28 protein-coding genes are annotated in these 26443 nt (G+C 70.5%); 17 read left to right on the forward strand and 11 right to left on the reverse strand.

Going from position 1 to position 26443, the window contains the following annotated elements; translation table 11 throughout:
• Positions 1 to 21: 21 nt before the first annotated feature.
• The 7 genes from ACWF7A_RS29685 to ACWF7A_RS29715 all read left to right on the forward strand — a co-directional run bounded on the left by ACWF7A_RS29685 (position 22) and on the right by ACWF7A_RS29715 (position 5520).
• Positions 22 to 1356 carry a hypothetical protein gene (locus ACWF7A_RS29685; RefSeq protein WP_452253786.1) on the forward strand — a complete coding sequence of 445 codons (1335 nt, stop codon included), beginning with the start codon at positions 22 to 24 and terminating at the stop codon, positions 1354 to 1356.
• Positions 1353 to 1739 carry a FixH family protein gene (locus tag ACWF7A_RS29690; RefSeq protein ID WP_452253787.1) on the forward strand — a complete coding sequence of 129 codons (387 nt, stop codon included), beginning with the start codon at positions 1353 to 1355 and terminating at the stop codon, positions 1737 to 1739. Before ACWF7A_RS29685 ends, ACWF7A_RS29690 begins: the two co-directional genes overlap by 4 nt.
• Before the next feature lie 98 nt (positions 1740 to 1837).
• Complete coding sequence (locus ACWF7A_RS29695; RefSeq protein ID WP_452253788.1) at positions 1838 to 2941, forward strand: hypothetical protein; 1104 nt, start codon at positions 1838 to 1840, stop codon at positions 2939 to 2941.
• A complete protein-coding gene (locus ACWF7A_RS29700; RefSeq protein ID WP_452253789.1) occupies positions 2934 to 3452 on the forward strand; it encodes a hypothetical protein in 519 nt (172 codons plus the stop codon). The genes ACWF7A_RS29695 and ACWF7A_RS29700 overlap by 8 nt, the downstream gene beginning before the upstream one ends.
• A 267-nt stretch (positions 3453 to 3719) precedes the next feature.
• A complete protein-coding gene (locus ACWF7A_RS29705; RefSeq protein ID WP_452253790.1) occupies positions 3720 to 4685 on the forward strand; it encodes a hypothetical protein in 966 nt (321 codons plus the stop codon).
• 9 nt (positions 4686 to 4694) lie between these two features.
• Complete coding sequence (locus tag ACWF7A_RS29710) at positions 4695 to 5054, forward strand: sunset domain-containing protein (RefSeq protein ID WP_452253791.1); 360 nt, start codon at positions 4695 to 4697, stop codon at positions 5052 to 5054.
• A gap of 22 nt (positions 5055 to 5076) precedes the next feature.
• On the forward strand, positions 5077 to 5520 hold the full coding sequence (locus tag ACWF7A_RS29715; protein WP_452253792.1) for a hypothetical protein: 444 nt from the start codon (positions 5077 to 5079) through the stop codon (positions 5518 to 5520).
• 49 nt (positions 5521 to 5569) lie between these two features.
• On the opposite strand, the gene ACWF7A_RS29720 is transcribed toward ACWF7A_RS29715, so the two are convergent.
• On the reverse strand, positions 5570 to 6433 hold the full coding sequence (locus ACWF7A_RS29720; RefSeq protein ID WP_452253793.1) for an alpha/beta fold hydrolase: 864 nt from the start codon (positions 6431 to 6433) through the stop codon (positions 5570 to 5572).
• Positions 6434 to 6486: 53 nt separating this feature from the next.
• Between ACWF7A_RS29720 and ACWF7A_RS29725 the strand changes: the two genes are divergently transcribed.
• The gene (locus ACWF7A_RS29725) at positions 6487 to 9291 is read left to right on the forward strand and encodes a BTAD domain-containing putative transcriptional regulator (RefSeq protein ID WP_452253794.1); all 2805 of its coding nucleotides are present in this window, start codon (positions 6487 to 6489) and stop codon (positions 9289 to 9291) included.
• On the opposite strand, the gene ACWF7A_RS29730 is transcribed toward ACWF7A_RS29725, so the two are convergent.
• Positions 9280 to 10050: an SDR family NAD(P)-dependent oxidoreductase gene (locus ACWF7A_RS29730; RefSeq protein WP_452253795.1), complete on the reverse strand. Its 771-nt coding sequence runs from the start codon at positions 10048 to 10050 to the stop codon at positions 9280 to 9282. The genes ACWF7A_RS29725 and ACWF7A_RS29730 overlap by 12 nt on opposite strands.
• Before the next feature lie 96 nt (positions 10051 to 10146).
• Between ACWF7A_RS29730 and ACWF7A_RS29735 the strand changes: the two genes are divergently transcribed.
• Positions 10147 to 10779: a TetR/AcrR family transcriptional regulator gene (locus ACWF7A_RS29735; RefSeq protein WP_452253796.1), complete on the forward strand. Its 633-nt coding sequence runs from the start codon at positions 10147 to 10149 to the stop codon at positions 10777 to 10779.
• Here ACWF7A_RS29735 and ACWF7A_RS29740 read toward each other — a convergent pair.
• The 5 genes from ACWF7A_RS29740 to ACWF7A_RS29760 are packed head-to-tail and all read right to left on the reverse strand — an operon-like array spanning position 10748 to position 15669.
• Positions 10748 to 12139 (reverse strand): acyl-CoA synthetase, encoded by a 1392-nt coding sequence (locus ACWF7A_RS29740; protein WP_452253797.1) that lies wholly within the window; start codon positions 12137 to 12139, stop codon positions 10748 to 10750. The genes ACWF7A_RS29735 and ACWF7A_RS29740 overlap by 32 nt on opposite strands.
• Complete coding sequence (locus tag ACWF7A_RS29745; protein WP_452253798.1) at positions 12123 to 13439, reverse strand: MFS transporter; 1317 nt, start codon at positions 13437 to 13439, stop codon at positions 12123 to 12125. The genes ACWF7A_RS29740 and ACWF7A_RS29745 overlap by 17 nt, the downstream gene beginning before the upstream one ends.
• A gap of 9 nt (positions 13440 to 13448) precedes the next feature.
• Positions 13449 to 13907: a MaoC family dehydratase gene (locus ACWF7A_RS29750; protein ID WP_452253799.1), complete on the reverse strand. Its 459-nt coding sequence runs from the start codon at positions 13905 to 13907 to the stop codon at positions 13449 to 13451.
• Positions 13904 to 14779 carry an amidohydrolase family protein gene (locus ACWF7A_RS29755; RefSeq protein WP_452253928.1) on the reverse strand — a complete coding sequence of 292 codons (876 nt, stop codon included), beginning with the start codon at positions 14777 to 14779 and terminating at the stop codon, positions 13904 to 13906. The genes ACWF7A_RS29750 and ACWF7A_RS29755 overlap by 4 nt, the downstream gene beginning before the upstream one ends.
• Before the next feature lie 11 nt (positions 14780 to 14790).
• Positions 14791 to 15669: an SDR family NAD(P)-dependent oxidoreductase gene (locus ACWF7A_RS29760; RefSeq protein WP_452253800.1), complete on the reverse strand. Its 879-nt coding sequence runs from the start codon at positions 15667 to 15669 to the stop codon at positions 14791 to 14793.
• Between the two features lie 89 nt (positions 15670 to 15758).
• On the opposite strand from ACWF7A_RS29760, the gene ACWF7A_RS29765 reads away from it, so the two are divergent.
• From ACWF7A_RS29765 to ACWF7A_RS29785, 5 genes are all read left to right on the forward strand, one after another.
• The gene (locus tag ACWF7A_RS29765; RefSeq protein WP_452253801.1) at positions 15759 to 16547 is read left to right on the forward strand and encodes a PaaX family transcriptional regulator; all 789 of its coding nucleotides are present in this window, start codon (positions 15759 to 15761) and stop codon (positions 16545 to 16547) included.
• A gap of 81 nt (positions 16548 to 16628) precedes the next feature.
• Positions 16629 to 17243: an ester cyclase gene (locus tag ACWF7A_RS29770; protein ID WP_452253802.1), complete on the forward strand. Its 615-nt coding sequence runs from the start codon at positions 16629 to 16631 to the stop codon at positions 17241 to 17243.
• A gap of 102 nt (positions 17244 to 17345) precedes the next feature.
• Entirely contained in the window at positions 17346 to 17747 is a 402-nt protein-coding gene (locus ACWF7A_RS29775) for a hypothetical protein (RefSeq protein WP_452253803.1), read from the forward strand.
• Complete coding sequence (locus tag ACWF7A_RS29780) at positions 17744 to 18547, forward strand: hypothetical protein (RefSeq protein WP_452253804.1); 804 nt, start codon at positions 17744 to 17746, stop codon at positions 18545 to 18547. The genes ACWF7A_RS29775 and ACWF7A_RS29780 overlap by 4 nt, the downstream gene beginning before the upstream one ends.
• Positions 18544 to 19341, forward strand: coding sequence for a heavy metal-binding domain-containing protein (locus ACWF7A_RS29785; RefSeq protein ID WP_452253805.1), 798 nt, complete (start codon positions 18544 to 18546; stop codon positions 19339 to 19341). The genes ACWF7A_RS29780 and ACWF7A_RS29785 overlap by 4 nt, the downstream gene beginning before the upstream one ends.
• A gap of 160 nt (positions 19342 to 19501) precedes the next feature.
• On the opposite strand, the gene ACWF7A_RS29790 is transcribed toward ACWF7A_RS29785, so the two are convergent.
• Entirely contained in the window at positions 19502 to 19897 is a 396-nt protein-coding gene (locus tag ACWF7A_RS29790; protein WP_452253929.1) for a RidA family protein, read from the reverse strand.
• A 96-nt stretch (positions 19898 to 19993) separates the two neighbouring features.
• Between ACWF7A_RS29790 and ACWF7A_RS29795 the strand changes: the two genes are divergently transcribed.
• Both ACWF7A_RS29795 and ACWF7A_RS29800 read left to right on the forward strand, forming a co-directional pair.
• On the forward strand, positions 19994 to 20971 hold the full coding sequence (locus ACWF7A_RS29795) for a helix-turn-helix transcriptional regulator (protein WP_452253806.1): 978 nt from the start codon (positions 19994 to 19996) through the stop codon (positions 20969 to 20971).
• Positions 20972 to 20998: 27 nt separating this feature from the next.
• Positions 20999 to 22243 carry an MFS transporter gene (locus tag ACWF7A_RS29800; RefSeq protein WP_452253807.1) on the forward strand — a complete coding sequence of 415 codons (1245 nt, stop codon included), beginning with the start codon at positions 20999 to 21001 and terminating at the stop codon, positions 22241 to 22243.
• Here the strand turns inward: ACWF7A_RS29800 and ACWF7A_RS29805 are convergent.
• The 3 genes from ACWF7A_RS29805 to ACWF7A_RS29815 all read right to left on the reverse strand — a co-directional run bounded on the left by ACWF7A_RS29805 (position 22219) and on the right by ACWF7A_RS29815 (position 24357).
• Positions 22219 to 23502, reverse strand: a complete 1284-nt coding sequence (locus ACWF7A_RS29805; RefSeq protein ID WP_452253808.1) for an SLC13 family permease — start codon at positions 23500 to 23502, stop codon at positions 22219 to 22221. The genes ACWF7A_RS29800 and ACWF7A_RS29805 overlap by 25 nt on opposite strands.
• Before the next feature lie 81 nt (positions 23503 to 23583).
• Complete coding sequence (locus ACWF7A_RS29810) at positions 23584 to 24090, reverse strand: CBS domain-containing protein (RefSeq protein ID WP_452253809.1); 507 nt, start codon at positions 24088 to 24090, stop codon at positions 23584 to 23586.
• Between the two features lie 102 nt (positions 24091 to 24192).
• Positions 24193 to 24357 (reverse strand): hypothetical protein, encoded by a 165-nt coding sequence (locus ACWF7A_RS29815; RefSeq protein WP_452253810.1) that lies wholly within the window; start codon positions 24355 to 24357, stop codon positions 24193 to 24195.
• Positions 24358 to 24557: 200 nt separating this feature from the next.
• Here ACWF7A_RS29815 and ACWF7A_RS29820 point away from each other — a divergent pair, with 200 nt between their 5' ends.
• Positions 24558 to 26423 (forward strand): acyltransferase family protein, encoded by a 1866-nt coding sequence (locus ACWF7A_RS29820; protein ID WP_452253811.1) that lies wholly within the window; start codon positions 24558 to 24560, stop codon positions 26421 to 26423.
• Positions 26424 to 26443 lie beyond the last annotated feature (20 nt).

The raw sequence follows: 26443 nt of genomic DNA on the forward strand, positions 1-26443 counted from the left end.
TGATCGCTACGTTCGGTCGCGATGAAACGACGTGTTGTGACCTTGCTGCTCGTGCTGGGGGCGATCCTGGGGATCGCGGCCCCCGCACTGGCCGACGGTGCCCAGTCCGGCGCCGACATCCACGTCGCGCAGAGCCTCGGCGGCCGCGACCTCACGGTGATCATCCGGAGGGTCGCGGAGGTGCCGGGGCCGGTGCACGTCGACGTGGTGACGCACGCCGGAACGGCCGCCGGTGAGCTGTCGCTGACCCTGCGCGCGGCGGGTGCCGCGAGCAGCACGACCAAGGTGGTTCTCGGTGCCACGCCCGGGTTCTACCCCGGTCGGCTGCACGTGGACCGGCCCGGGCCGTGGGAGCTCGCGGTCGACGAGGCGACCATCCCGTTCGTCGTGCCCGCGCAGGTGCCGTCGCCGTGGGAGAACGCGACCTACGGCGGGTTCATCGCGGCCGGAGTGCTGCTGCTGGTGGCGTTGTCGCTGGCGGTGTTCGGCAAGGTCTGGCTCGCCCTGGTGCCCACGGCGGGCATGGTCGCGGCGATCGCGGCCGGGGTGACGGCGGCGTTGCTGTCGCCGAGCATCCCGCCGATCGCGGCACCCGGCACGGAGCTGGATCCCACGTACGACAACGTGATGAACCCCTACGAGCGAACGTCCATCATGGACTTCTCGCGCCCGCCGGTGAACCTGGTGCCGCGCATGGACGACAGGGACCTCGTGCTCAGCCTCACCGACGGCTCGTCGGGACGGCCGGTCGACGACCTGCTCGTGCACGACAGCGCGTTCGTCCACCTCGTCGTGGTGTCGCCGTCGGGACATCTCCGCCACCTGCACCCCGTCCGCACGGCGCCCGGTGAGTTCCGCGCCCGGCTGATCGACCCCGAACAGGGCACGCACGCCGTCGCCGCCGAGATCGCCCGGCGCGGCGGGGGAGTGCAGCTGCTGCGGTCGAGCGTCGAGGTTTCCGGTGCGGCACAGGCGGTCCAGCACGACGGCGAGGCCGAGACGGCGATGGAGATCCGCGAGGCAGGCCGGCCGAGCACGATCACCGCGAAGTTCGGCGAGCGCGACCTCCAGCCGTGGCTGGGGATGCTCGGGCACATGATCGTCGTCGGCCCGGTCACCGACACCCCTGTCGACGCGCCGATCTGGGCGCACGTGCACTCGATGATCCCGCTGGTCCCGGGCATGCCCGACAAACCCGACGAGAGCGTCGCCGCGTACGGGCCGGACGTGCCGTTCACCTACTCGTTCCCGCTGCCGGGCCGCTACCTCGTGTGGATCCAGGTCGAACGCGACTACTCGGTCGTCACCGTGCCGAAGGTCGTCGACGTCCCGGCGGCGAAGGGGGTCTCGAAGTGAAGCGATCGGTGATCGCCGTCGTGGCCGGGGCGATCGCGGTGCTGGCCGCCGTCGTCGTGGTGTGGCCGCGGGACGTCGAGGCCCAGCCGCACCTCGCGGAGAGCGCGCGGCTCCGGTTCGAGCTCACACCCACCAGCACGAAGACCGGCAGCAACTCGTTCGACCTGCGGATCACCGACCGCACCGGCAACGCCGCCGACGGCGACGTGACGGTCGAACCGGCGATGCCGCAGATGGGCCACGCGCTCGCCCCGATCACCGCGGCGCCGCAGGCCCCCGGCCGGTACCGGGTCGCGGGCGTCGACCTGTTCATGGCCGGGCAATGGGAGATCACCGTGTCCCTGCGCAGCGAGCGGGTCGTGATCCCGCTCCTGCTGACCTAGTGGTGTGCCGGCGGCGTGTCCGCGCCCAGCACGACACACCCGCCTGAACACGAACACACCGGCAACGTCTTGAACCACACCTTGGAGAAGGGGGAGGAATGACCGCACACATCACGGCGACGGCGGCGTCGTCGGCGACGAGGACGGTCCCGAGGGGGCTGGTCCCGGCGAGCGTCGTGCTCGGCGGCACGCTCATCTCGCTGATCGGCCTGACCTGGGACATCCAGTGGCACTCGGACGTGGGTCCGGACACGTTCTTCACGCTGCCGCACCTGTTCCTGTACGCGGGCAGCGCGATCTCGGGTCTCGCGAGCCTCGCCGTCGTGCTGCTGACGACGGCGAACTCCAAGCGCGACAAGGAGGTCGACCCCGTGGTCGGCGGCCGCGCGGTCGGCGTCTTCGGCCGCACGTTCGCCGCTCCCGTCGGGTACCTGGTCTCCGGCATCGGCGCGGCGCTGTTCCTGGTCTACGGACTCTGGGACCAGTGGTGGCACGGTCTGTACGGCTTCGACGCCGTGATCGACTCGCCTCCGCACATCGGTCTGCTGCTGTCGATCTCGATCACGATGGTCGGCGCCGTCATGATCTTCGCGGTCGCCCGGGACCAGAACTGGGGCACCTACGGCGTCGCCGGGGCCGCGGCCACGTTGCTCGCGTTCAGCATGGTCACCGTGCTCGGCCTGCGCGCGTTGCCCGGCGGGCCCGTCAACACCGTGAACGCCGGCAGCGCGTTCTTCTCGGTGATGATCCTGTTCATGGGCGCCTACGTGCTCAAGCGGCGTGGCGGCGCGTTGGCCGTCGGAGTCGTCGTCGCGGCACTGCAGGCCCTGTTCTGGTGGTTCTCGCCGTGGGCCACCGAGGTCTACGCCGACGCCACCGGCCTGCCCTTGCGCGACTACGCCGACGGCATCCCCGGCCTGCCCAACATGATCCCGATGAGCCTGATCCTCGTCGCGGTCGCCGTCGAGCTGCTGCACAAGCTGCCCGCGTGGCTGGTCGGCGCGGTCGGCGGCGTGATCATCACGGGCTGCGCGCCGTTGCAGCGGATGTTCGTGTACGGCGGCAACTTCCCCGCCCTCGACCGCTACCTCGCCACCGTCGTGGCGGGCGTGGTGCTCGGCGCTCTCGCCGGGATGCTCGGCCGGCGGTTCGGCCACATGCTCCGCCACCTCGCACCTGCGAAGGAGAACAGCCATGCGTAAGACCTTGCTGGGACTCGCGGGCACGGTGGCGCTGCTGCTCGGCCTGACCGCTCCGGCTCTCGCGTTCGAGCCGGTGAACGTCGTGCACACCGAGAAGGTGCAGGCCGGACCGTACGACCTCACCATCGGCTTCAGCACGTGGCCGGTGAAGGCCATGCAGTCGCTGGACTTCACCTTCGCGCCCGAGGACGGCATCACGGGCAAGAAGGGCACGCTGACGATGCTCCACGACGGCGTGGAGAACGAGGACGACCCGCTGGCCCGTCACCCCCGCAAGCGGGAGGTCTGGGGTCTCGACATCCACGCCATGCCCGCGCCGGGGACGTGGACCATGCGGTTCGACATCGAGGGACCGGCGGGCGCGGGTACGGGTGAGCTGACGAACCTCCAGGTGATGGAGCAGCCGGGGCCGCCGATGGGGCTGTCCTGGGCGATCAGCACCATCCCGCTGTTCGGCCTGATCGCCTTGATCGTGATCGCCTGGCGGCGGACGCGCGCCACGGTCGACTAGGCGCTGTCCTGCAAGTTCGTTCGGTGAGAGGCGCGGGCGAGAGACCCGGAGGCGGTGCTGCCGCGATGCCCTCATACCGGGCGTATTCGGGCGTTGCGGCGGTGCCGCCTCCGGGTCCCTCGGCCGCTACTGTCGCCTAACGAGACTTGCAGGACAGCGCCTAGCACGCCGGTGCCGAGCTTCACCCGGCCACCTGACCGGGTGAAGTTCGGTCCTAAAGACTGGACCAGCTGGATTTTCGGCCGCGATGTCCGATACCCCTGCGCCGTGCGTTTGCCTCACGCGGTTTGGATCGGCGGGCTCTTGGTGCCCGCGTTGCTCGCCGCCACCGGCGTGTTCGTCTACGGCGGTGGCATGGAACGGGCGTTGGACTCCGACGTCCGCACAGCGCTGGGCAAGGCCGGGTACCACGGCGTTGTCGCGGTGCAGGGCCGTTCGGTGGTGGTCAGCGAGGTCGCCCCGCGGTCCGTCGACGCGGTGCGCGCCGTGGTGTCCGACGTGTCCGGCGTCGACGGCGCCGAGGTGCGCGCGGCCGAGCCCGAGCAGCTGCTCGTGGCGGTGCGCGGCGGCGAGATCCTCGTCTCCGGCGCGGTCGCCGACGACGCGGAACGCCGTGCGCTGCTCGAAGCCGTGCAGACCGAGGGCCACAGCGTCACGGCCGCACTGCGCCTCGGCGGCCTGCTGCCGATCCCGCCGGCCGTGATCGGCCGCGTGCTCGACGCCGCGCTGTCGGCCAAGGTGTCCGACGTGACCACGACCGTCCACAACGGACAGGTCGTGGTCGCCGCCCGTGTGCCCGACGAGACGCGCGCGACCGCGGTCCGCGACGCCGTCAAGGATGCGGCGAACGGCCTGCAGGTCACCGACCGCATCGAGATCGGCCCGTCGACCGTCGTCAGCGACCTGAACGTGGAGGCGCTGCACGACTCGATCTCCCGGCTGGTCAACGGCAACGGCGCGATCCGGTTCGTGCAGGGCACCACCGCGTACGAAGGCCACGGCACGGTGCTCATCCAGCGCGTCGGCCGCATGCTGCTCGTCGCACCGCGCGCCTCGATCACGTTGGTGGCGCACGGCACGGACCAGGCGATGGCGACGACGCGCGGCGAGATGGTCCGCGACGTCCTCGTCGGCCAGGGCGTGTCACCCGCGTTGATCGCCATCGAGACCCGTCCCGCCCCCGGCGGCGAGTACGACCCGGCCACCCGCCAGGTCGACGTCGTCGTCCGTTAGGAGTCCGCTGTGCTCTGGTTGTTCTCGCAGATGTTCCTGCTGTGCCTGGTGTCTTTCGGCGTCGGCTCGCTCGTGACGTGGCTGTCGGTGCGCGGCCGCCTGCAGCCCGAACGTCCGAAGACGCGCCTCGCCCTGCCCGCGCCGCGCCCGGCGGCGGAGCAGGTGGTGATCTCCGAGCAGCCGGTCGTTGCGGCGCCGAAGAAGCCGGAACCGTTGCCGGTCAAGGGGAACTCGAAGACGATGGTCTACCACACGCCCGACTCGCCGTACTACCGGCGGATGAAGGGCGACATGACGTTCCGGTCGGAGGCGGACGCGGTGTCCGCCGGGTACCGGAGGTGGACGACCAAGGGTCGCGTCAAAGCCTAGGACCCCAGTTCAAAGTGCTGCCGTGAACGACTTCGTGGAACGTCCGGAGGATTTCCGCGACTCGCGGAACTTCATCCTGCAGGGCTACCGGCACGGGCACTCGCACGCGGTGTTCCGGGGGTTCCCTCCGGCGGACCTGCCCGGCCCGTACACCCGGCCCAGGGTGATGGACGTCGTGTTCGTGGGTCTGCGCAGGTTGTGCTGCTGGAAGGACGTCGGCGACATCGACCTGCGGGTCGCGGACGAGGCCGAGCAGGCGTTGTTGCTGAAGCGGTTCGGGGGCGTGGAGCCGTACGGCAAGATCTTCCTGCTGAACACGGGCTCCATCGAGGAGTACGTGGTCGCCGCCGCCGTCCACTGGGCCGAGTTCGATCTCCGGTCCCGTGAGGAGTCTCCTCTGGTCTCCAGGGATCCGGAGTACAGGGCTGCGAATCCGCCTGTCGGTCCGGTTTGCGCGATCCGTTGACGGGTCACGGGGCAAAGCCGTTCCATGAATTTCCTCGCCGGCGCAGGAATCAGCGCTTCAGCAGGTCGCGAATCGCACCCGCGACGACGTCCGGCGCCTCCTCGGCCATGAAGTGTCCACAAGAGACCGTCCGGTGGTCGAGATCGGGTGCCCAGGCCTGCCACAACGCCTTCGCGTCGAACCCGAGCGCGGCGCCCCAGTCCTGCTGCAGCACGGTGACCGGCATCGTGAACTGGTTGCCCGCCTGCTTGTCCGCGGTGTCGTGCTCGACGTCGACGGTGGCCGACGCGCGGTAGTCCGCGACGATCGAAGTGACGGCCTCACGACTCGCGCGCAGGTACTCGGCGCGCACGTCCTCGGGGAACGGCTTCTGGCTCCAGATGTCGAGGAAGTGGCCGAAGAACGCGTCGGGCGTCGCGCCGATCATCTGCTCGGCGAGCCCCGGCGGCTGGGCCATCAGGAACAGGTGGAACCCGACGGCGGCGGACGTGCCGCGCATGACGTCCCACATGTCCAGCGTCGGCAGCACGTCGAGCGAGGCGAGGTGCGTGACGTGCCGCGGGTGGTCGAGCCCGGTCCGGAACGCCACGAGTGCGCCCCGGTCGTGCCCTGCCAGGGCGAACGTCTCGTGCCCGAGTGCCCGGGCCACCTCCACGACGTCGGCGGCCATCGTGCGCTTCGAGTAGGTGAGGCCCGTGTCGGCGGGCTTGTCGCTGTCGCCGTACCCGCGCAGGTCGGGCATGATCACGGTGTGGTCGGCGGCCAAGTCGGCGGCGACGTGCCGCCACATGAGGTGGGTCTGCGGGAAGCCGTGCAGCAGCACGACCGGGCTTCCGCTGCCGGTCGTCGCCACGGTGAGCTCGACGCCGCCGGAGACCTGAACGCGCTGGTGGTCGAATGCCGTGTTGTTCATGGCGCCACTGTGCCGAGGCCCGATCAGCAACGAATCAGCGTTAGGGTCAGCGCGTGGTGACGTTCGGGGTGCTGGGCCCGCTGACCGCGGGATCCGCCCGCCTCGGCGGCCCGAAGCAACGCGCCGTGCTGGCCCGTCTGCTGATCGCCCGGCGCCGCGTCGTCCCGGTGCGCACCCTGGTCGACGACCTGTGGGAGGACCCGCCGGACGGAGCCGTGGGCACGGTGCAGACGTTCGTCGGCGCCCTGCGCAAGGCACTGGAGCCCGACCGTCCACCTCGGACACCCTCGTCGCTGCTGGTCACCGAGGGCACCGGTTACGCGCTGCTGACGGACGACGTGGACTCGTGGCGGTTCGAGGAGATGCTGGGTGGTGACCTGTCCGTCCTGGACAGTGCGCTGGCGCTGTGGCGAGGCCCCGCCTACGCCGAGTTCGCCGACTTCCACTGGGCACGGGCCGAGATCGACCGCCTGGAGGAGTTGCGGCTCGTGGCGGTCGAACGCCGGGCCGAAGCCGCGCTGGCACTGGGACGAGCGGCGGGTGTGGTCGCGGATCTGCGTGCTCACCTGGCCGAACACCCGTGGCGCGAGAAGGCCTGGAGCCTGCTCGCGCTGGCGTTGTACCGCGAGGGACGTCAAGGCGACGCGCTGCGAGCCGTGCGCGACGCCAAGGACGCGCTGGTGACGAACCTGGGGGTGGATCCCGGCGACGAGCTTCGCGCGCTGGAGTCGGACATCCTGACCCAGTCGCCCCGCCTGCGGCCCACGTCCGAGTCGTCGCTGGTCGGACGCGATGCCGAACTGGCCGCGCTCGACACCGCCGTGCCGGCCGCGGGACTGGGCGTCGCACTGGTGACGGGGGAGGCGGGCGCGGGCAAGACCGCCCTGGCCGCGGCGTTCGCCGAGAACCTGGCCGGTCGCGGCTGGAGGACGGCCTGGGCGCGCTGCCAGGAGGACGCCCCGGTGGCGTGGCCGTGGCAGCAGGTCGTGGAGGAGCTGGGGTCGGGGCTCGCCGCCGCGGACCGGTTCCGGCTCCGGCTGGCGGTCGTGTCGACCGTGGAGTCGGCCGCGCCGGTGCTGGTCGTGCTCGACGACCTGCACCAGGCCGACGACGAGACGCTGGCCGTGCTGACCGCGTTCACCCGCAGGCGTCTTTCAGGCCGCGTGCTGATCGTCGCGACGTCGCGCACGGCGGTGCCGCTGGAGGCGCTGGCCCGGGCCGAACCGGTCCGCGTCGAGCTCGGCGGCCTCGACGAGGACGCCGTCGCCGCACTGGTCGGGGCGAGGGACGCGGTCGCGATCCGCGAACGCAGCGGTGGCAATCCCTTCTACGTCAGGGAGCTCGGCCGGCTGGTCGCGTCCGGCGGTGATCTCGGCTCGGTTCCGGCGGGTGTGCGCGACGTGCTCCGCCACCGCCTCGCCGGGCTGCCCGCGCAGGCGCGGACCGTGCTGCACCAGGCCTCCGTGCTGGGCCGGGACGTCGAGGTGGACCTGCTGGCAGCGCTGGCCGGTCACGACGTGCTCGACGCGCTGGACCTCGCGATCGAGGCCGGGTTCGTCGTGGAGGTGGCACCCGGCCGCGCCCGGTTCACGCACGCGTTGGTGCGCGACACCCTGTACGAGGACGTGTCACTGACCAGGCGCGCCCGCTGGCACGCCGCGGTGGCGGAGGCGCTGCCCGCTGGTGACGTGCAGACGCTCGCGCACCACTACGCCCTCGCCGGCACGAGGAGCGCGGCGGCGGCGGGAGCACTGGCCGCGGCCGCGGAGCAGACGCGGTCCCCGCGGGAGGCGGTGCGGTTGTGGCGTGCCGCGATCGAGGCCGGTTCGGAGCGGTTGACGGGACTGGTCAGGGCGCTGGCGGTGAGCGGAGACCTGGCGGGGGCACGAGAGCAGAGGTCGGCGGCGTTGCGGCTCGCCGGCGGTCCGCAGGAGTCGGCCGAGGTGATCGGCTCGTTCGACGTGCCCGGCATCTGGACCACGAACGACGATCCGGCCCACTCCCGCGAACTGATCTCCGCCGCCGAACGCGCCCTGCCCGCGTTCCCCGGCCCCACCGCGACCCGCGCCCGTCTGCTCGCCACCATCGCGATGGAGGACAGGGGGACCGGCGCCCGCCTGAGCGAGGCACGGGAGGCCGAGGCCATCGCCCACGACCTCGGCGACCCCGGACTGCGGGCGTTCGCGCTGAACGCCCGCTTCATGCACACCTTCCACCGCACGGGCCTCGCGCCCGAACGTGCCGCGATCGGCCGCGAGCTCCTCGACGTCGCCACCGACGTCACCTACGAGGTGCTCGGCCACCTGATCCTGGTGCAGGCCTGCTCCGCGCTGGCCGAGTTCGGCACGGCCGACGCGCACGCGGCCGCCGCCGACGACCTCGCCCGGCGCCACGACCTGCCGCTGGTCGGTGTCTTCACCGACTGGTACGCGGCACTGAAACTCGCGGCCGCCGACGAGAAGACCGAGGCTGACCGCGCCTACCGGGCCGCGGCCGAGCGGATCAGGGGCACCGGGATGTGGGGAATGGAACGCGGGCTCCTGCCGCTCGCCCTGCTCAGCCTGCACGGACCGTCCACGGTGGACCTGTCCGACGACTGGGGGCCCCACCTCGAGTGGGTGCGCCCGCTCGCGTTGCCGCGTGACGAGGCGGTGAAGGCCGCGCACGCACTTCCCGCCGGGCCGGCCGACCTGCTGACCGAGACCAGGGCCTGCCTGCTGGCCATGGCGGCCGAGCGGCTGGACGACGACGGGCTTCGAGAGCGCGCCCACGAGCTGCTGCGTCCTGCCGCTGACGAACTGGTGGCGGGGACCGGGCTGTTCACGTTCGGCCCGGTAGCCGGTTATCTACGCCGCTAGCGCCGGGCCGAGCAGCAGGCCGCCGTCCAGTACGAACTCCGCACCGGTCGCGAACGCGCCGTCCTCGGACGCCAGGTGCAGCACGAGCGCGGTGACCTCCTCGGGTGTGCCGAGGCGCGGCACGGCGAACGGGGCGGGGGAGTAGAGGTCGCCGATCGCGGGCTGGCCGTCGGCGACCGGTTCGGTGATCAGCGGCGTCGACACCACGCCGGGGTGGATCGAGTTCACGCGGATGCCGTCCCGGCCGAGCTCCAGCGCCGCCGTGCGCGTGAGGCCCCGCAGCGCCCACTTGCTGGCGACGTAAGGCGCGTAGTAGGCCTGCCCGACGTTGCCCATGGTCGAGGCGATGTTCACGATCGACCCGCCGCCGGCCTTCCGCAACGACGGCGCGGCGTGCTTGATGCCGAGGAACTGCCCGGTCAGATTGACCGCGAGCGTCCGCTGCCACACGTCGAGGGGCGTGTCCTCGATCAACGCCGCCGGGTGCTGGGCGCCCGCGTTGTTGACCAGCACCGACACCGGCCCGAACCTCTCGGCGGCCGCGTCCACCGCCGCGATCCAGTCGTCCTCGGACGTCACGTCGAGCCGCACGGCGAACGCCCGTGAGCCCAGTTCCGCGGCGAACGCGGCACCCGCGTCGAGGTTCCGCGCGGCGATCACGACCCGTGCACCCGCGGCGTGGAAGCCCCGCACGTGGCTCGCGCCCATCCCGCTCGTCGCGCCGGTGACCAGCACCGTGCCGCCGTCGAAGCGTCCCATCATGTCCTCCAGTGGTGAGTTGAGTGACTCACCTCGGAACGGTAGACGTGACGTCGATGGTGAGTCAAGCGACTCACCTCATGGCATACTGGTGGCGTGCCGACCTACCACGAGCGCATGGCGGAGCAGAAGCGGACGGCGATCGTCGACGCGGCGACCGGGCTGTTCCTGGAGTCCGGCTACGACAAGACCTCGCTGGCGCGCATCGCCGACGCGGCCGGGGTGTCGAAGGCGACGCTGTTCAAGCAGTTCCCGACGAAGGCGGAGCTGTTCGACGCGATCGTCACGGACTACTGGCGCACGGACGAGGGCGCGCTCACGCCGAAGCCGGGTGATCCGCGCAGGGGCCTGACCGCGCTCGGCACCCGGTACGTGGCGCTGCTGACGCGGCCGGGCATGGTCGCGTTGTTCCGCATCGTGATCGCCGAGGCGCCGCGCTTCCCCGAGCTCGGGCAGACGCAGTTCAAGCTGGGCAAACAGCCGTTCTTCGACGCGGTGCGCGACTACCTCGCCGCCGAGCACGAAGAAGGCACGGTGAAGGTCGAGGACCCGATCCTCACCGCCACGCAGTTCCTCGGCATGATCTCGAACTTCGCGTTCTGGCCCCGGATGCTGCTGATGAACTGGGCGCCCACCGAGAAGGCGATGGCCCACTCGGTGGACGAGGCGGTCCAGACGGTGCTGGCCCGTCACGCGCTCACAGCGGCACCCGGCGCAGAGCGGGCTTGAGGACCTTCCCGGACCCGGTGCGCGGCAGCTCGGCGACCAGCTCGACGTGGACCGGGATCTTGTACTTGGCGAGCCGCGACTCCAGGAACTCCCGCAACCCGGCGGCGTCCACCACCGCCCCGTCCCGCGGCCGCACGAACGCCCGCCCGACCTCACCCCATCTCTGGTCCGGCACCCCGACCACGGCGACCTCGACCACGTCCGGGTGCGAGGTGATCGCGTTCTCGACCTCGGCCGGGTACACGTTCTCGCCGCCGGAGATGTACATGTCCTTCAACCGGTCGAGGACGTACAGGTGCCTGGAGTCGAGCCGCCCGAGATCCCCGGTCCGGAACCAGCCGTCCCCGGTGAACGCCGCGGCGGACGCGACCGGGTCGTTCCAGTAGCCGGGGGTGACGTTCGGGCCCTGCACCTCGATCTCACCGCTGTCGCCGAGACGCAGATCGCCGAAGAACACGCACGTCCCGGCCGAACCGGCCCGCTCCACGCTGTCCGCGGCCTCCAGGAACGTGGCGCCGGGCGCGGTCTCGGTGAGCCCGTACCCCTGGCAGAACACCAGTCCCCGGTCCTGGTAGGTGCGGATCAGCGAGTCCGGCACCGCCGCCCCGCCGCACAGCAGCACCCGCAACGACGACAGGTCCGCGCCGGCCCACCGCGGGGAGGCGGCCAGATCGGCGAACATCGTGGACACCCCGAACATCCACGTGATCCGGTGCTCCTCGATCAACGACACGCACTCCGCGACGTCCCACCGCGAGGTGATCACGCTGTGCCCACCCTTGATGAAGGTGGGCAGCAACGTCTGGGCGAGCGCGGCGACGTGGAACAGGGGAGCCGTGACGAGGGCGACCTCGTCGGAGGCGATGTCGACGCCGATCATCAGGTTGAAGGTGTTCCACAGCAGGTTGGCGTGGCTGAGCATCGCGCCCTTGGGCCTGCCGGTGGTGCCGGACGTGTAGAGGATCAGGGCGATGTCGTCGACGTCGACCGGTTCGTCCAGGGCTTCGGGCGACCCGGCGAGGAGCCAGTCCTCGTACTCGTCCAACGACACCGCCCGCGGGTGCTCCACCACGTGCGAGGCGGCGTGCACCAGCACGTGCGCGCCGCAGTCGGCGAGCTGGTAGTTGATCTCCGCGGGCGTGAGGCGGAAGTTCAGCGGCACGAAGATCGCACCCAGCTGGTGCGCCGCGAACATCGTCTCGGCGAACGACGGGTGGTTCGGGCCGAGGTACGCGACCCGGTCACCGTGCCCGACCCCGAGCTCCCGCAGGCGCCACGCCAGCCGGGTCGTGCGCAGGGCGACCTCCGCGTACGAGGTGGACACCCCGTTGCAGGTGAACGCCTTACGCGTCGGCGCCATGCGTGCTCGGCGGTGTGGCCAGCTGCCCAGTCCCGCGTTCCGCATTCCTGTCTCCCGTCAGACTGGTCCGGCTGGTCTCGTGCAACGTCACCGTGCAGATGACGGTGAGCAGGCAGAAGGCCGCGAGGATGAACGGAATGGCGCCGGTGCCGGACGTCTTCTGCACCTGCGCGAACAGCAACGGCGCAAGCCCCGCACCCAGCCCGGCCAGCTGGTAGCCGAGCGACGCGCCCGTGTAGCGGCTGCCGGTGCTGAACAGCTCGCTGTAGAGCGCGGCCAGCGGCCCGTACATCATCGGATGGATCACGGCTTGGCCGAGCACCAGCGCCACGACCACGAACCCGTTGTCCACCAGCGGGAACAGCGCGAACCCGAACGCTGCCATGAGCACCGCGCCCGCGAGCACCACGGGCCTGCGCCCGAACCTGTCCGAGGCGGCCGACCAGCCGATGATCCCCAGGACCGCGAGAGCGGAGGACAACGTCAGCGCGTTGAGGATGGTCTGCCTGCTCTCGCCCGCCTGCACCCCGTACGCCAGGATGAAGGTCGTCAGGGTCGACTGCGCCACGAACGCCGAAAGGCCGACTCCGACACCGAGCGCCAGCGTGCGCGGGTGGTTGCGCAGCACGTCGAACAGGGGCAGTGAGCGCGGCTTCTCGGCGGCCTTGAAGACCGGTGTCTCCTCGACCTTCATGCGCACGAACAGGCCGATGCCCAGCAGCACCACGCTCAGCAGGAACGGCACCCGCCAGCCCCAGTCGAGGAACGCCTGCTCGCCGACCAGTGCGGCGGTGCCGGTGAGGGCGGCCGTCGAGAGCACCATGCCGCACGGCGCGCCCGCGTTCGTGAAGCTCGCCCACAGGCCGCGTCGCGAGGTGGCGTGCTCGGCGGACATCAGCACCGCGCCGCCCCACTCGCCGCCGACGGAGATGCCCTGCACGACCCGCAGCAGGATCAGCCCGGCCGGCGCGAACCAGCCGACCTGGGCGTAGGTGGGCAGCAGGCCGATCAGGAAGCTCGCCACACCCATGAGGCCCATGGTCAGCACGAGCATCTTCTTGCGTCCCAGCAGATCACCGAAGTGTCCGAAGAGGACTCCGCCGATCGGGCGGGCGAGGTAGCCGGTGGCGAACGTGCCGAAGCTCGCGATCGTGCCGACGAGCGGGTCCAGCGAGGAGAAGAAGACCTTGTTGAACACGACCGCGGAAGCGGTGGCGTAGAGCAGGAAGTCGTAGTACTCGATCACACTGCCGAGGAAGCTGGACGTAACGGCACGGCGTAACTGCGTTGTTGGCGCCATGACTTCACCTCATGTGTAGTGGCGGTAGACGGCACGGGCGACACAAGCGGGCTTCGGGGAGCCCTCGATCTCGACGGTGAAGTCGACGGTGAGCTGGACGCCGTCGTTCGGCACGTCCTCGACGGACGCGACCTGCCCGAGCAACCGGATCTTGGCGCCGACCGGCACGGGTGCGGGGAACCGCACCTTGTCGAGGCCGTAGTTGAGGCTCATCCGCACGCCCGAGACGTCGAGGAGCTCGGTCATCAACGGGATGAGCAGCGCCAGCGTGAGGTAGCCGTGCGCGATCGTGCCGCCGAACGGGCCGGTGGCGGCGCGCTCCGGGTCGACGTGGATCCACTGATGGTCGTCGGTGGCGGAGGCGAACGTGTCGACGCGGTCCTGGTCGATCTGCAACCAGTCGGTGTGACCGAGACTCCTGCCCGCGAGGGCCCTGAGCTCGGCGGTTCCCTGGACGGAGATGGTCACGCGTCCTCCTTCACGAGTCCCAGCAGGCGAGCGGCGTTGTGCTTGAGGATCTTGGGCCGGACCTCGTCGGAGATCTCCAGCTTCGCGAAGTCGGCGAGCCAGCGGTCCGGGGTGATCACGGGGTGGTCCGAGCCGAACAGGACCTTGTCCTGCAGCAGGGTGTTGGCGTAGCGGACGAGCTGCGGCGGGAAGTACTTCGGCGACCAGCCGGACAGGTCGATGTGGACGAACGGCTTGTGCGTGGCCACCGCCAAGGCCTCGTCCTGCCAGGGGAACGACGGGTGCGCGAGCACGATCCGCAGGTGCGGGAAGTCCACGGCGACGTCGTCCACGAGCATGGGGTTGGAGTGCTTGAGCCTGATGCCCCCGCCGCCGGGCACGCCGGCGCCGATCCCGGTCTGTCCACTGTGGAACAGCGCGGGCACGCCGAGCTCCTCGATCACCTCGTACAGCGGGTACGCCATCCGGTCGTCCGGCGAGAAGTCCTGGAGGCTGGGGTGGAACTTGAAGCCCCGCACGCCGTGCTCCTCGACGAGCCTGCGGGCCTCCCTGACGGCGGCGCGGCCCTTCCAGGGGTCGACGCTCGCGAACGGGATCAGCACGTCGGCGTGCTCGGCGCAGGACGCGGCCACCTCCTCGTTGGAGATCCGCGGGTGGCCCGTGGCGTGCTCCGTGTCGACCGTGAAGATCACCGCGGCCATCCTGCGCTCGCGGTAGATCCCGGCCGTCTCGGCGATCGTCGGCTGGCGGTGGGCCGACTTGAAGTACTTGGCGGACGCCTCGAGCAGAGCGGGGCTCAGCGAGCTGTGGCCGTCGCGCGAGATCTCTGCGTGAGTGTGGACGTCGATGGCGACGATCTCGTCGAGGTTCATCCTGGGGCTGTTCACGGCGCCACCGGTGCCGGGATCCCGTAGGTCTCCGGCTCGAACTCGCCGAAGCGGTCGGCGATCGCGTCCGCGTGCCACCCGCCGTCGGCGAACAGGACCTGCTTCTCGGCGGGGTGCGACCAGAGCGCGAGCTTGTCTCCGCCGATCCCGATCGCCTGTCCCGTCACGCCTTTCGCGGCGTCCGAGGCGAGGTAGACGATCAGCGAGGCGACGTCCTGCACCGTGCCCAGGCCCTCGTCGCGGCGCACCCACGCCGGCAGTGGCGCGCCCGTCCGTTCCGACTCCTCGATCAACGGCGCGAACGCCGGGATCGTGCGGGTCATCTCGGTGGCGGCGACGGGGACGACGGCGTTGACGGCGATGTCGGAGCGGGCCAGCTCCAGGGCCCAGGTCCGTGCCATGGCGGCGATCCCGGCCTTGGCGGCGGAGTAGTTGGTCTGCCCGAAGTTGCCGCGCTGCCCGGCGGGGGAGGAGACCAGCACGAGGCTGCCGCCGGTGCCCTGCTCGCGCATCCGCACCGCCGCCGCGCGGGCGCAGGTGAAGGTGCCGCGCAGGTGAACGTTGACCACCGCGTCGAAGTCGTCGTCCGTCATCTTCCAGAGCACGCGGTCACGCAGGATGCCCGCGTTGGTGACCAGCACGTCGAGCCGTCCGAACTCCTCGACGGCCGCGGCGACGAGCGACTCGGCGGTGTCCGTCGACCCGACCGGAGCGATGACCGCCCGGCCCCCGATGCTCGCGGCGACCTCGTTCGCGCTCTCGTCCACGTCGTTGACGACGACGTTGGCACCGTTGCGCGCCAACGCTTCCGCGTAAGCCCGGCCCAGCCCGCGGCCCGCGCCGGTGACGATCGCGACCTTCCCCGACAGCTCCATCAAGCGAGTCCTCTCCGTGGCGTCGGGACCAAAGTAGGGCATATTCCTGACGCTCGTCTAGATGCTGCCCAACATGTATCGTGAGCAGCGTGACGCCCCAGTCCTTGATGCTCAACTTCCTGGGTCTGTACGTGTTCGGCCGCGGCATCGCGGTCTACTCGGGCAGCGTGATCGACGTGTTCGGACGTGTGGACGTCTCGGAGGAGGCGGTGCGCTCGACGCTGACGCGCATGGCCTCCCGAGGCCTGCTCACCAAGCACCGCAGCGGTCGCAAGGTCTACTTCGGACTGACCCAGCGCGCGACGGACGTCCTGCGTGACGGCGAGCGCCGGATCTGGCACCGCGGCGCCGTCAACCGCGACTGGGACGGCACCTGGACGCTGGTGGGGTTCTCCCTGCCGGAGGGGCGCCGCGGCGAACGGCACGACCTGCGCTCGCAGCTGCAGTGGGCGGGCTTCGGTCCGGTGCAGAACGGCCTGTGGATCGCCCCCGGCGCGCACGACGTGACCGGGCTGGTCGAAGGGCTCGCGGAGAACGTCACGGTCTTCACCGCTCAGCACGCCAAGCCGACCGAGGCGGCGGACCTGGCACGCCGCGCGTTCGACACGGACGCGATCGGCGCCCGCTACCAGGACTTCCTCGCGAAGTGGCGCGAGCCGGACGCCTCGCTGCCCGACGACCTGGCCCGTCAGCTGCTGCTGCACGGCGACTGGCTCGACCTCGTGCGCCAGGACCCCCACCTGCCGGCCGAGCTGCTGGCGTGCGACTGGCCCGCGATCGAGGCCGAGCGGCTGTTCCAGTCCCTGGCCACGCGCTACGCCGAGACGGCGCCCCCGCTCGCGGCCGCCGCCATCGAGTCGATCGAGGTTGCTAGCTAGATCACAGCGCTATCCAAGGGATGGCGCTATCGAAAAGTTAGTGCTTAGCTCTCGTGCACACCCGAGTGGAAGGTGCACGAGATGCTCAACCGTCGTTCGCTCATCACCAAGGGCAGCACGGCCGCGTTCGGCGCGATGGCGCTGGCCGCCGTGACCGGTGGCGTCGCCGAGGCAGCCGCCCCGGCCGGGTACTCGCCGTGGACGCCGCTGCCCGACCCGGCCACCACGCCCGTGCCGAACCCGCCGTTCGCCCAGGACCTCACCAGGGAGGAGAAGCAGAACCTCAGGACGTTCGACGAGCTCGACTTCGACGTCTTCAGCCACCAGAAGTGGGCGCGGCTGGGGGAGAGCCACGCGCGCACCATCCGCGTGCACTGGCCCGACGGCCACTACACCGACGGCATCGACAGGCACGTCGAGGACCTCAAGGCGTTGTTCGTCTGGGCTCCCGACACCCGCATCGAGTCGCACTACCTGCGGGTCGCGAACGGCGGGCTGAGCGCGGTCGCGGGCGTCATGAAGGGCACCTTCACGCGGCCGATGCCGGACGGGAAGGGCGGGTTCATCGCGCCTACCGGGCTGAAGTACGCCATCAACATGGCCACGGTCGGGTTGTGGAACCGGCGCGGCACCATGGACGAGGAGTTCCTCTTCTGGGACAACCAGGCGTTCTTCGCGCAGATCGGTCTCGGCTGATCGGGACGGCGTCCGGCATCGAGCTTCCGGCAACTGGGTGAGTTCTTCGGCGGTGTGGTGACGGATAGGATCTGCAGTCATCGATCCGCGCTTGGGGGCAGGTTGCCGGACTGGGATGTGGAAACGCTCGCCGCGAGTCTGCGGACGCACAGCGCCGACCTGGCGCTGTACGCGGGGTTCCTGGTGAACACGCTGGCCGAGGCGCTGCCGCCGGACATGGTCGAGGTGCGGCGGAAGACCGGAGTGCTGCGCAGGGGCGACGGCCCGGTGCTCGTCGTGACCGTGCGGGTGGGTGACCGCCGGTTCACGTTGCGCAGGAAGTCGGTCGGTGCCGAGGTGGGAGCGCTGATCGTCCACGAGTCGCGCGGCATCGTGCTCAGCACCGCGGAGCCTGGCATCCACGCGTGGTCCTGTGCGCTCGCAGGCGCGTTGGCGTCGTATGCGGCGCACCACGCCGAGGCCGCGGAACTGTTGCGCCGCATGACGTTGCCGGACCAGCCGTGAAGCTGAGCGCGGCGGACCACCAGGCGTTGCGGTCCGCCGGCTTCACCCCGCTCGGCCCGGTGTTCGGCAACCACGTGCGCCGCGCGGCCGTCGGACGACTGGACTGCGGGGTGACCGTGAGTCCCGCGGAGCCGCAGGAGGAGGCGCTGACGTCCGCGGTGGACGACGCGCTCATCCGGCTGAGGCACATGGCGCCGGACGCGGACGGCGTCATCGGGGTCCGGATGATGGAGAAAGAACTGTTCGGGCGTGCCACAGAGGTGAGCGTGACCGGTGTCGCCGTGCGGGCGGACGGCGACGTGCGGCCGCGAGTGCCGTTTCTGACGGACCTCGACGGCCGCGACTTCGCCAAGTTGCTGCACAGCGGATGGGTCCCCTGTGGTCTCGCGGTCGGGATCGCCGCGGTCGTCGTGCACCACCTCGAACTGCCACTCACGATCGGGACCTCGCTGGCCAACCGGCAGCTACCGCTGCACAGCGCGCTCATACGTGATGTCCAACAACGTGCGCGAGCACATCTGCGCGTCGACTGTCTGCGAATGCACGGCGAAGGCGTGCTGCTGGGACAGACGACCGTGCGCGTGCGTGAACCGCACTGCTGGCTGAACAGGCTGGTGCCCAAGGACAAGACGTGGAGAGTGGAGTGGCCGTGGTCACCCCCGGCGCAGGGCGAGAGGGAGCTGCACGGACGTGATCTCTACGCGGAGGCGGTGTTCACCGCGACCGTGATCGCGCGGTTCGGCGCTCCGGCCGTCGCCCCGTTGACCGTCATGCCGTTGAACGAAGGGGGAACCGGATGAGCGTCGAGCTGTCCACCGAGGCGATGCAGAGACTCCGCCAGCTCCATCCGACGGGTAAGGGGATCTTCACGTCCGACCTGTCCGTCAACGAGTTCCTGCTGGTGCGGCAAGCGGGTTTCCGGCCTCTGGGGCTGGTGCTCGGTGTGTCGATCTACCACGTGGGCACGCAGTTCCGGCGCTGGAACGCCAACCAGGAGCTCGACGTGCTCTCGCAGGCGATGTACCGCGCGCGGGAGCTCGCGATGAGCCGAATGCAGGCCGAGGCGGCGGTGCTCGGTGCGGACGGCATCGTCGGCGTGCGGCTCAAGGTGGAGCTCAAGGAGTGGGGGACGCACGTCGCCGAGTTCAGCGCGATCGGTACCGCGGTGAAGGCGGAGGACGGCGGGAACTGGCGCAACCACGTGGGAAAGCCGTTCACCTCGGACCTGTCCGGACAGGACTTCTGGACGTTGTTGCAGGCCGGGTACGCGCCGTCCGGCATGGTGATGGGCACGTGCGTCTACCACGTCGCGCATCAGAGCGTCGGCGCCGTCATGAAGAACCTGGGCCGCAACGCCGAACTGCCCGCGTTCACCCAAGGCCTCTACACCGCGAGAGAACTCGCCATGGAACGGATGCAGGCGGAGGCGGCGGCGCTGGAGGCGGAAGGTATCGTCGGAGTGCAGTTGTTGCAGCACAACCACAGCTGGTCCAGCCACGTCACGGAGTTCTTCGCGGTGGGGACCGCGGTGCGACCGATCCGCGACGACCACACGATCCCGACCCCGCAGCTCGTGCTCGGCCTGGACTCCTAGCGCTCGTCCCGCAGCTCGTCGTAGCCAGGGCACAACGGCGGCGGTGGTGAGTTCGGGCCGGCGGTGGCAACACACTCTTCGGGTGGATCGGCCTCGGCTGATCGGGGCCGGCCGGCCCTGGTGGGCGCCGGCCTGACCGGAGCCAGGCCGGCGCCTCGCGTCACGCCACCGCGGTCCCCTCCAGCTCGACCATCAGCTCCGGCAGAGCCAGCCGCGTCACCCCGAGCATCGTGGTCGGCGGAGCCACCCGCGCCGCCCCGAGTCGCGCCGCCAGCAAGCCGTAGTGCTGGAACAGCAGGTCGACGTCGGTCGTGCAGACGGTGAGCCGCACCAGGTCGGCGAGCGTCATCCCCGCCTCGGCCAGCACCGCCTCCAGGTTGTCGAGGCTCAGCGCGAGCTGCGCCCCCATGTCCCCGGCGTGCTCCGGCTTGCCGTCACCGTTCATCGACGTCTGCCCGGCGCAGTACAGCGTCCGGGACTGCCCGGTGACGACCTCACCCTGGTGGTAGCCCAGCTCCGCCGACCACGTCCACGGGTTGACCGGGGTTCGTTCCACAGCCACGACAGCTCCATTCGATCTTCTTCGACAGTGCCGTCAGCCTCGCAAGCGATACACGACATCCTGTGTCACGTATTCCCGTACGGTGTCCGCATGCGCGCCGACCGGTTGGTCTCGCTGGTCCTGCTGCTGCGACGGCACGGCCGGTTGTCGGCGGCCACCCTCGCCCGTGAGCTCGAGGTCTCCACCCGGACGGTCCTGCGCGACATCGAGGCACTCTCCGCGGCCGGCGTCCCGGTCTACGCCGAACGCGGACGGCTCGGCGGGTTCGCGCTGCTGCCCGGTTTCCAGACCGAGCTCACCGGCCTGAACCACGACGAGGCGCTCGCCCTGCTGGTCGCCGGCTCGCGGCGGGGCGCGCAGGTGTTCGGGCTCGGCTCGTCGCTCGCCTCGGCGATGCTCAAGGTGGTCGACGCGCTGCCCGAGAGCTACCGCAGGACGGCGGCGGGCGCGGCGGAACGGCTGCTCATCGACCCCGAGATCGACCTGCTCGCGCGGCGGACGGTCGAGGAGGAGCTGCCGGACGCGGTGGTCGCCGAGGTGCGGCGCGCGGTGTTCGCGGGGCACCGCTTGCGGATCCACTACGAGGCCCGGGGGAACGCGCCGGAGTGGCGCACGGTCGACCCGATCGGCCTGGTCACCGTGCGGGAGCAGGGATATCTGCTGGCCCAGAGGTCGGGGGAGGACCGGACCTACCGGCTGTCGCGCATCCTCGCCGCCGAGGAGCTGGACGAACCGGCGCAGCGGCCGGAGCGGGTCGACCTCGACCGGGCCTGGCAGGAGCGCAGCACGCGGTTCCGGACGGGCGGTGACCAGGTCACGGCGGTGCTCAGGGTGCATCCCGCCAAACGAGAGGTACTCGTCGGCACCGCGCTGGCCGTGCTCGCGGAGGAACCCGACGACGACTGGCTGCGGATGGAGGTCACCTTCCAGGACTCGCGACACGCCGAGTGGGCGGTGTGGCAGCTCTCCACGGGTGCGGAAGCCCTTGAGCCGCAATGGCTGCGGGACTCGCTGCGGGACCGCGCGACCGCCATCGCGGCCCGGTACGGCGCCGCTCGCCTTCCATAGGGTCACGAAGTTTCCTACGCTGACGCGATGGGGGACACAGCGAGCATCAGCACTTCCGAGCGCGACTTCAGCCGCTACCTGAACGCACGCGTGCTGTCCGTCGTCGGCGCCGTCGTGTCCGCGGTGGCGCTGCCCGTCCTCGTCTACCAGCTCACCGGCTCGGCAGGCTGGACGTCGGCCGTCACGGCGGCGGAAGCGTTGCCGTACCTGGTGTTCGGGCTGCTGGCCGGGGCGCTCGCGGACCGGCTCGACCGCAAGCTGATGATGGTGGTGATGGACTTCGCGGTCGCCGCCGTCCTGCTCAGCGTGCCTCTCGCGTGGCTGGCCGGCGGACTCACGGCGCCGCACGTCGTGGTGGTCGCGTTCGTGACGCAGACGGCGTTCGTGTTCTTCGACGCGGCGAACTTCGGCGCACTGCCCGCGTTGGTGGGCAAGGAGAAGATCACCACCGCCTACTCGACCCTCTTCGGGCGCACCACCGTGGTGGAGCTGGTGGTGCCGGGTCTGACGGGGCTCGTCGTGGCGGTCGTCGCGCCGGCGTCCCTGCTCGCCGTGAACGCGCTGACGGCTGTGGGGTCGGCGTTGTTGTTGCGCTCCATCACCAGCAGTTTGGCGACTCCACGTCCGGTGCAAGGCGCCGGTCAGCTCGTCGCGGACGTCAAGGAAGGGCTGCGGTTCGTGTGGAACGAGCCGACCATCCGGATCCTCACGATCGTCGGCACCACGCACTCGGTGACAGGGGGCGCGTGGACGGCGTTGCTCGTGCCGTTCGCCGACCAGGTGCTCGGCGTCGCGCCGAGGAACGACGCGCGGCTCGCCGCCCTGTTCAGCTGCTGGGGCCTGGGCGCGATCGTCGCCTCCCGGTTGCTGCCGCGGCTCACCGCCCGGTGGGGCAACGCGCGCGTGGCGCTCGGGGCGCTGCCGCTCTCGCTGCTCACCGGGGTGTTCGTGCTCCTGAGCGGGCACTGGCTGCTCACGTGCGCGCTGGCGATCTGCTGGGGCGTCGCCGGTGCCGTCGTCGTGATCAACGGGATCACCTATCGCCAGCAGGTGTGCCCGGAGGACCTGCAGTCGCGCGTCAACACGACCGCGAGGATGGTCGCCTGGGGCCTCGGTCACCCGCTCGGTGCCGTGCTCGGAGGCGCGATCGCGGTCACGTCGGGTGGTCCGCGCGCCGGCATCGCCGGCGGGCTCGCGGTGCTGCTCGTAGGTGTGCTGATCGCGTGGGTGTCGCCGGTGCTGCGGGGTCAGAAGTACCGCAGCCAGACGTAACCCCACGCCATCGCGGTGCTGACCAGCGTCACGACGATGCCGTAGCGGGTGAACTGCCAGAAGCTGATCCGGTGCCCGGCGCGGGCGGCGATGCCGAGCGCGACGACGTTGGCGCTGGCGGCGACGGCCGTGCCGTTCCCGCCGAAGTCGGCGCCGAGCGCGAACGCCCACCACAGCGACTGGCCCGTCGCGGCGTCGGGGATCTCCGCCACCATGCCCTCGACGACCGGGGTCATCGTGGCGACGTACGGGATGTTGTCGAAGAACGCGCCGAGCACGCTCGACCCGAACAGCAGGGCGGTGGCGGCGGCGAAGTAGTTGTCGCCGAACGCGGTGACCGCCCACGTGCCGACGGTCTCGATCACTCCCGTGTGGACGAGTCCCGCCACCATCACGAACAGGCCCATGAAGAACGTCAGCGTCGGCCACTCGACCTCGGCCAGCACGTCGTTCACGTCGGCCCGCGTCACGAGCAGCATCACGCCCGCGCCCACCAGGGCCACGATCGCGGGATCGACGTGCACCACCGCGTGCAGGCCGAAGCCGATCACGACGCCGGTGAACACGATCAGGCAGCGCTTCAGCATCGCCGGGTCGGTGATCGCCCGCCGTTCCTGCAGCGACATCACGGCCTCGACGTGCTCGGCGTTGTACTGGAACGACTTGCGGAACAGGACTTTGGTGAGCAGTACGAACACCACGAACACGACCACGACGATCGGCGCCATGTGCACCAGGAAGTCCATGAAGGTCAGCCCGGCCCGGCTGCCGATGATGATGTTCGGCGGATCACCGATCAACGTCGCCGCGCCACCGATGTTGGACGCCAGCACCTCGGCGATCAGGTACGGCTGGGCGGAGATCCGCAGCCGGTTGCACACCACGATCGTCACCGGCGCGACGAGCATGATCGTGGTGACGTTGTCCAGGAACGGCGACGCGATCGCGGTGATGATCATCAACATGACCATCAACCGGTACGGGCGTCCGCGCGCCTTCTTGGCGGCCCAGATGGCGAGGTAGTCGAACACGCCGGTCTGCTTGACGATCCCGACGATGATCATCATGCCGAACAGCAGGAAGATGACGTTCCAGTCGATGCCCGCGTGTTCGGAGAAGAACACCTCCGAGCCCGGGACCAGGCCGAGCACGGCCATCAGGCCGGCGGCGACGAGGACGACCTTGACCTTGTTCGCCTTCTCGGTGGCGATGAAGAAGAACGCGATCAGGAAGATCGTCAGGGCGAGTGCGGCGCTCACGGATCTCCCAACCCGATGGCTGTCACCGCCGGCGCGAGTTCAGCACGCCGGCGGTGACGGGGGGACAGATGGTCTTCGGGTTCAGTCCTCGGCGGCGTAGACCGCGAGAGAGGTGATGAGCCGGTCGAGGGTGATCGCCCCGACGAGTGCGCCGACTTCGTCGACGACGGCGACGAGCGGGCTGTGCTGGCGTGCCATCAGCGCCGCGACCTCCAGCAGGGTCGCGTCGGCGCGGACGGTCGCGGGTTTGGCACGCTGGTTCGGCGCCACGTCGCCTACGGTGCGGTCGCTCAGTTCCACCCAGAACAGGTCCGCGGACACCTCGTCCACGACTCGGCAGAGCGCCGGATCCTCCTGAAAGGACTGAGGCACCGCGAGACGCAGCACCTGCGTGCCGGGCAACACCGTCCACGGCCGGGAGCGGTCGTCCACGACGATCAGCCCCGGCAACCTGTTGACCGCCATCACCTTCACCGCCTTGGTGATCGGGTCGTCGACCGTCACGGTCGGTACGTGGATGGCGATGTCGCGTGCCTGCATGGCATCAGCCCGTTCGGTGCGTCCGGCCAGTTGTCCCGCTGTGGACATGGTCGCCTCCCGTCTCCAGCCAGGTGATGGTGGAAGTCTGTGCGGGACGGCCGTCCGGAACCATCGGGTGCAACACCCATTTCGGATCTGTCGGACATGTAGTCAGGGCTTGTTCCCGAGCCCGATCAGGCCCGCGAGGATGAGTCCGGCGGCGATCAGGAGTGCGTGCGGAGCGGTGATCCCGGCGATCAGCAGGGCCAGCGCGACCCCGAGCAGAACCCAGTTCAGCGGCCGTCGAGTGCGGGCGGGTCGGTCGGTGTGGACCATGGCGCCTCCCAGGCGGTCGGAGGGGTTGTGTCCTCCACGATGCCCTGGTCAGATGGTGTGGCGCGATCCGTTCGCCCACTCAACTTCCCGCCGCCCGCAGGGGCGGTCCCCGGTGTGATTGGGTGTTGCCACGGATTTACTGGAGCGCGGCCGGACGTCAGCCTCGCAGGGTGTTGGGCAGTGATCACAGTGCGGCGGCCGTGCGCGCGCCATCCCCGGATCGGACATACCGTGCGGAACTGCAGGGCCTGCGTGCGGTCGCCGCTCTGCTCGTGGTCGTCTACCACGTGTGGCTGGGCCGCGTCTCCGGTGGCGTCGACGTCTTCTTCCTGATCTCCGGGTTCCTGGTGACGGGCCAGCTCGTGCGCGCGACCGCGCGTGGCCGCCTCGACCTGCGGGCGTTGTGGAGCAGGATGGCCAAGCGGCTGCTGCCCGCCGCGTTCGTCGTGCTCGGCGCGACGCTGGTCGCGGGGGCGGTGCTGTTACCGGAGAACCGGTGGCCGCAGACCGTGCGCGAGGTGATCGCGTCGGCGTTGTTCCTGGAGAACTGGCAGCTGGCGTCGGACTCGACGGACTACTACGCCCAGCACGCCCAGGCCAGTGTCGTGCAGCACTTCTGGTCGCTGTCGATCCAGGGCCAGTTCTACCTCCTGTGGCCCCTGCTGATCCTGGTCGTCACGCTGTCGCGCCGCTCGCTCTTCCGCGTGCTGCTCACGGTTTTCGCGACTTCCCTCGGCTATTCGGTGTGGCTCACCGCCGTGGACCAGCCGCTGGCCTACTTCCACACGGCGACGAGGATCTGGGAGTTCGCGTTCGGTGGCCTGCTGGCGCTGGGCGTCTCGCGCGTCGACCTCTCCGGTCCTCTCAGGACGGTGCTCGGCTGGGCGGGCCTGCTGGGGCTCCTGGTCTGCGGGATGGTCCTGGACGTGGGCGCGGGGTTCCCGGGCTACCTGGCGTTGTGGCCGACCACGTGCGCCGCCGCGGTGATCCTCGCAGGGACGAGCGGCAGCCGTTTCGGCGCGGACCGCCTGCTCGCCGGCGAACCGTTGCGCTACCTGGGAGATCTCAGCTACGCGCTCTACCTGTGGCACTGGCCGGTGCTCGTGGGCTGGCTCGTGCTGCACGGCCGCGACGAGGTCGGCCTGCTCGGCGGGATCGTGATCATCGGTGCGTCGCTCGTGCTCGCCGCCGCCACGCACCTCCTGGTCGAGGAACCCGTCCGCCGCTCGCGCTGGAGGGCGCGCACGCTGGTCGCGGCCCTGCTCGTCCCGCTCCTGGTGGCGACCGCGTTCCTGCGCCCCACCGGCCCGCGCGAGGTGGTGGCCGCTCAACTCCCCGCAGCCGCAACGGACTTCGCGCCGTTCGACGGTCAGGAGTGCCGGAAGTCCGTGCACAGCCAGGAGCTCGACGTCTGCTACGGCCCGACCGAGGGGCCGCCGACCAAACGGGTCGTGCTCGTCGGCGACTCGCACGTCCAGCAGTACCTCGCCGCGCTCGCCCCGATCGCGGAACGCCGCGGCTGGCAGCTGATCGGCATGCTCAAGGGCGCGTGCCCGTTCTCCACGCGGTCGGAGAAGGTCCCCGGAGACCAGTCCTGCGTGCGGTGGAACGACAACGCGGCGGCCGAGATAATCGACCTGCGCCCGGACTTCGTCTTCACCCTCGCCACCCGCGACGTGCAGGTGGGGCTCACCGAGGTGACGCCGCCGGGGTTCGTCGAGCGCTGGCGTCAGCTCGACGCCGAGCAGATCCCCGTGGTCGCGGTGCGCGACAACCCCCGCTACGGCTTCTCGGTGCTCGACTGTGTGCAGGTGCACGGTCCCGCGCCCCGGTGTGGAGCGCCCCGTGCGGAGCTGCTCGCCCCCGTCCCGCCCTACGCCCACCTCGACGTGCCGGGCAACGTGTCGTTCCTCGACTTCAGCGACCACCTCTGCACCGAGGACCAGTGCCCGCCTGTCATGGGCGACCTGCTGGTCAACTTCGACGACAACCACGTGAGCGCCACGTTCATGCGCTCGCTGTCGGAGGTGGTCGAGAGAGCGCTCGACGACGTGACCGAGGCATGACCGTCGGAGTTCACCGGCGG

This window comes from Lentzea sp. NPDC055074 (assembly GCF_053608005.1).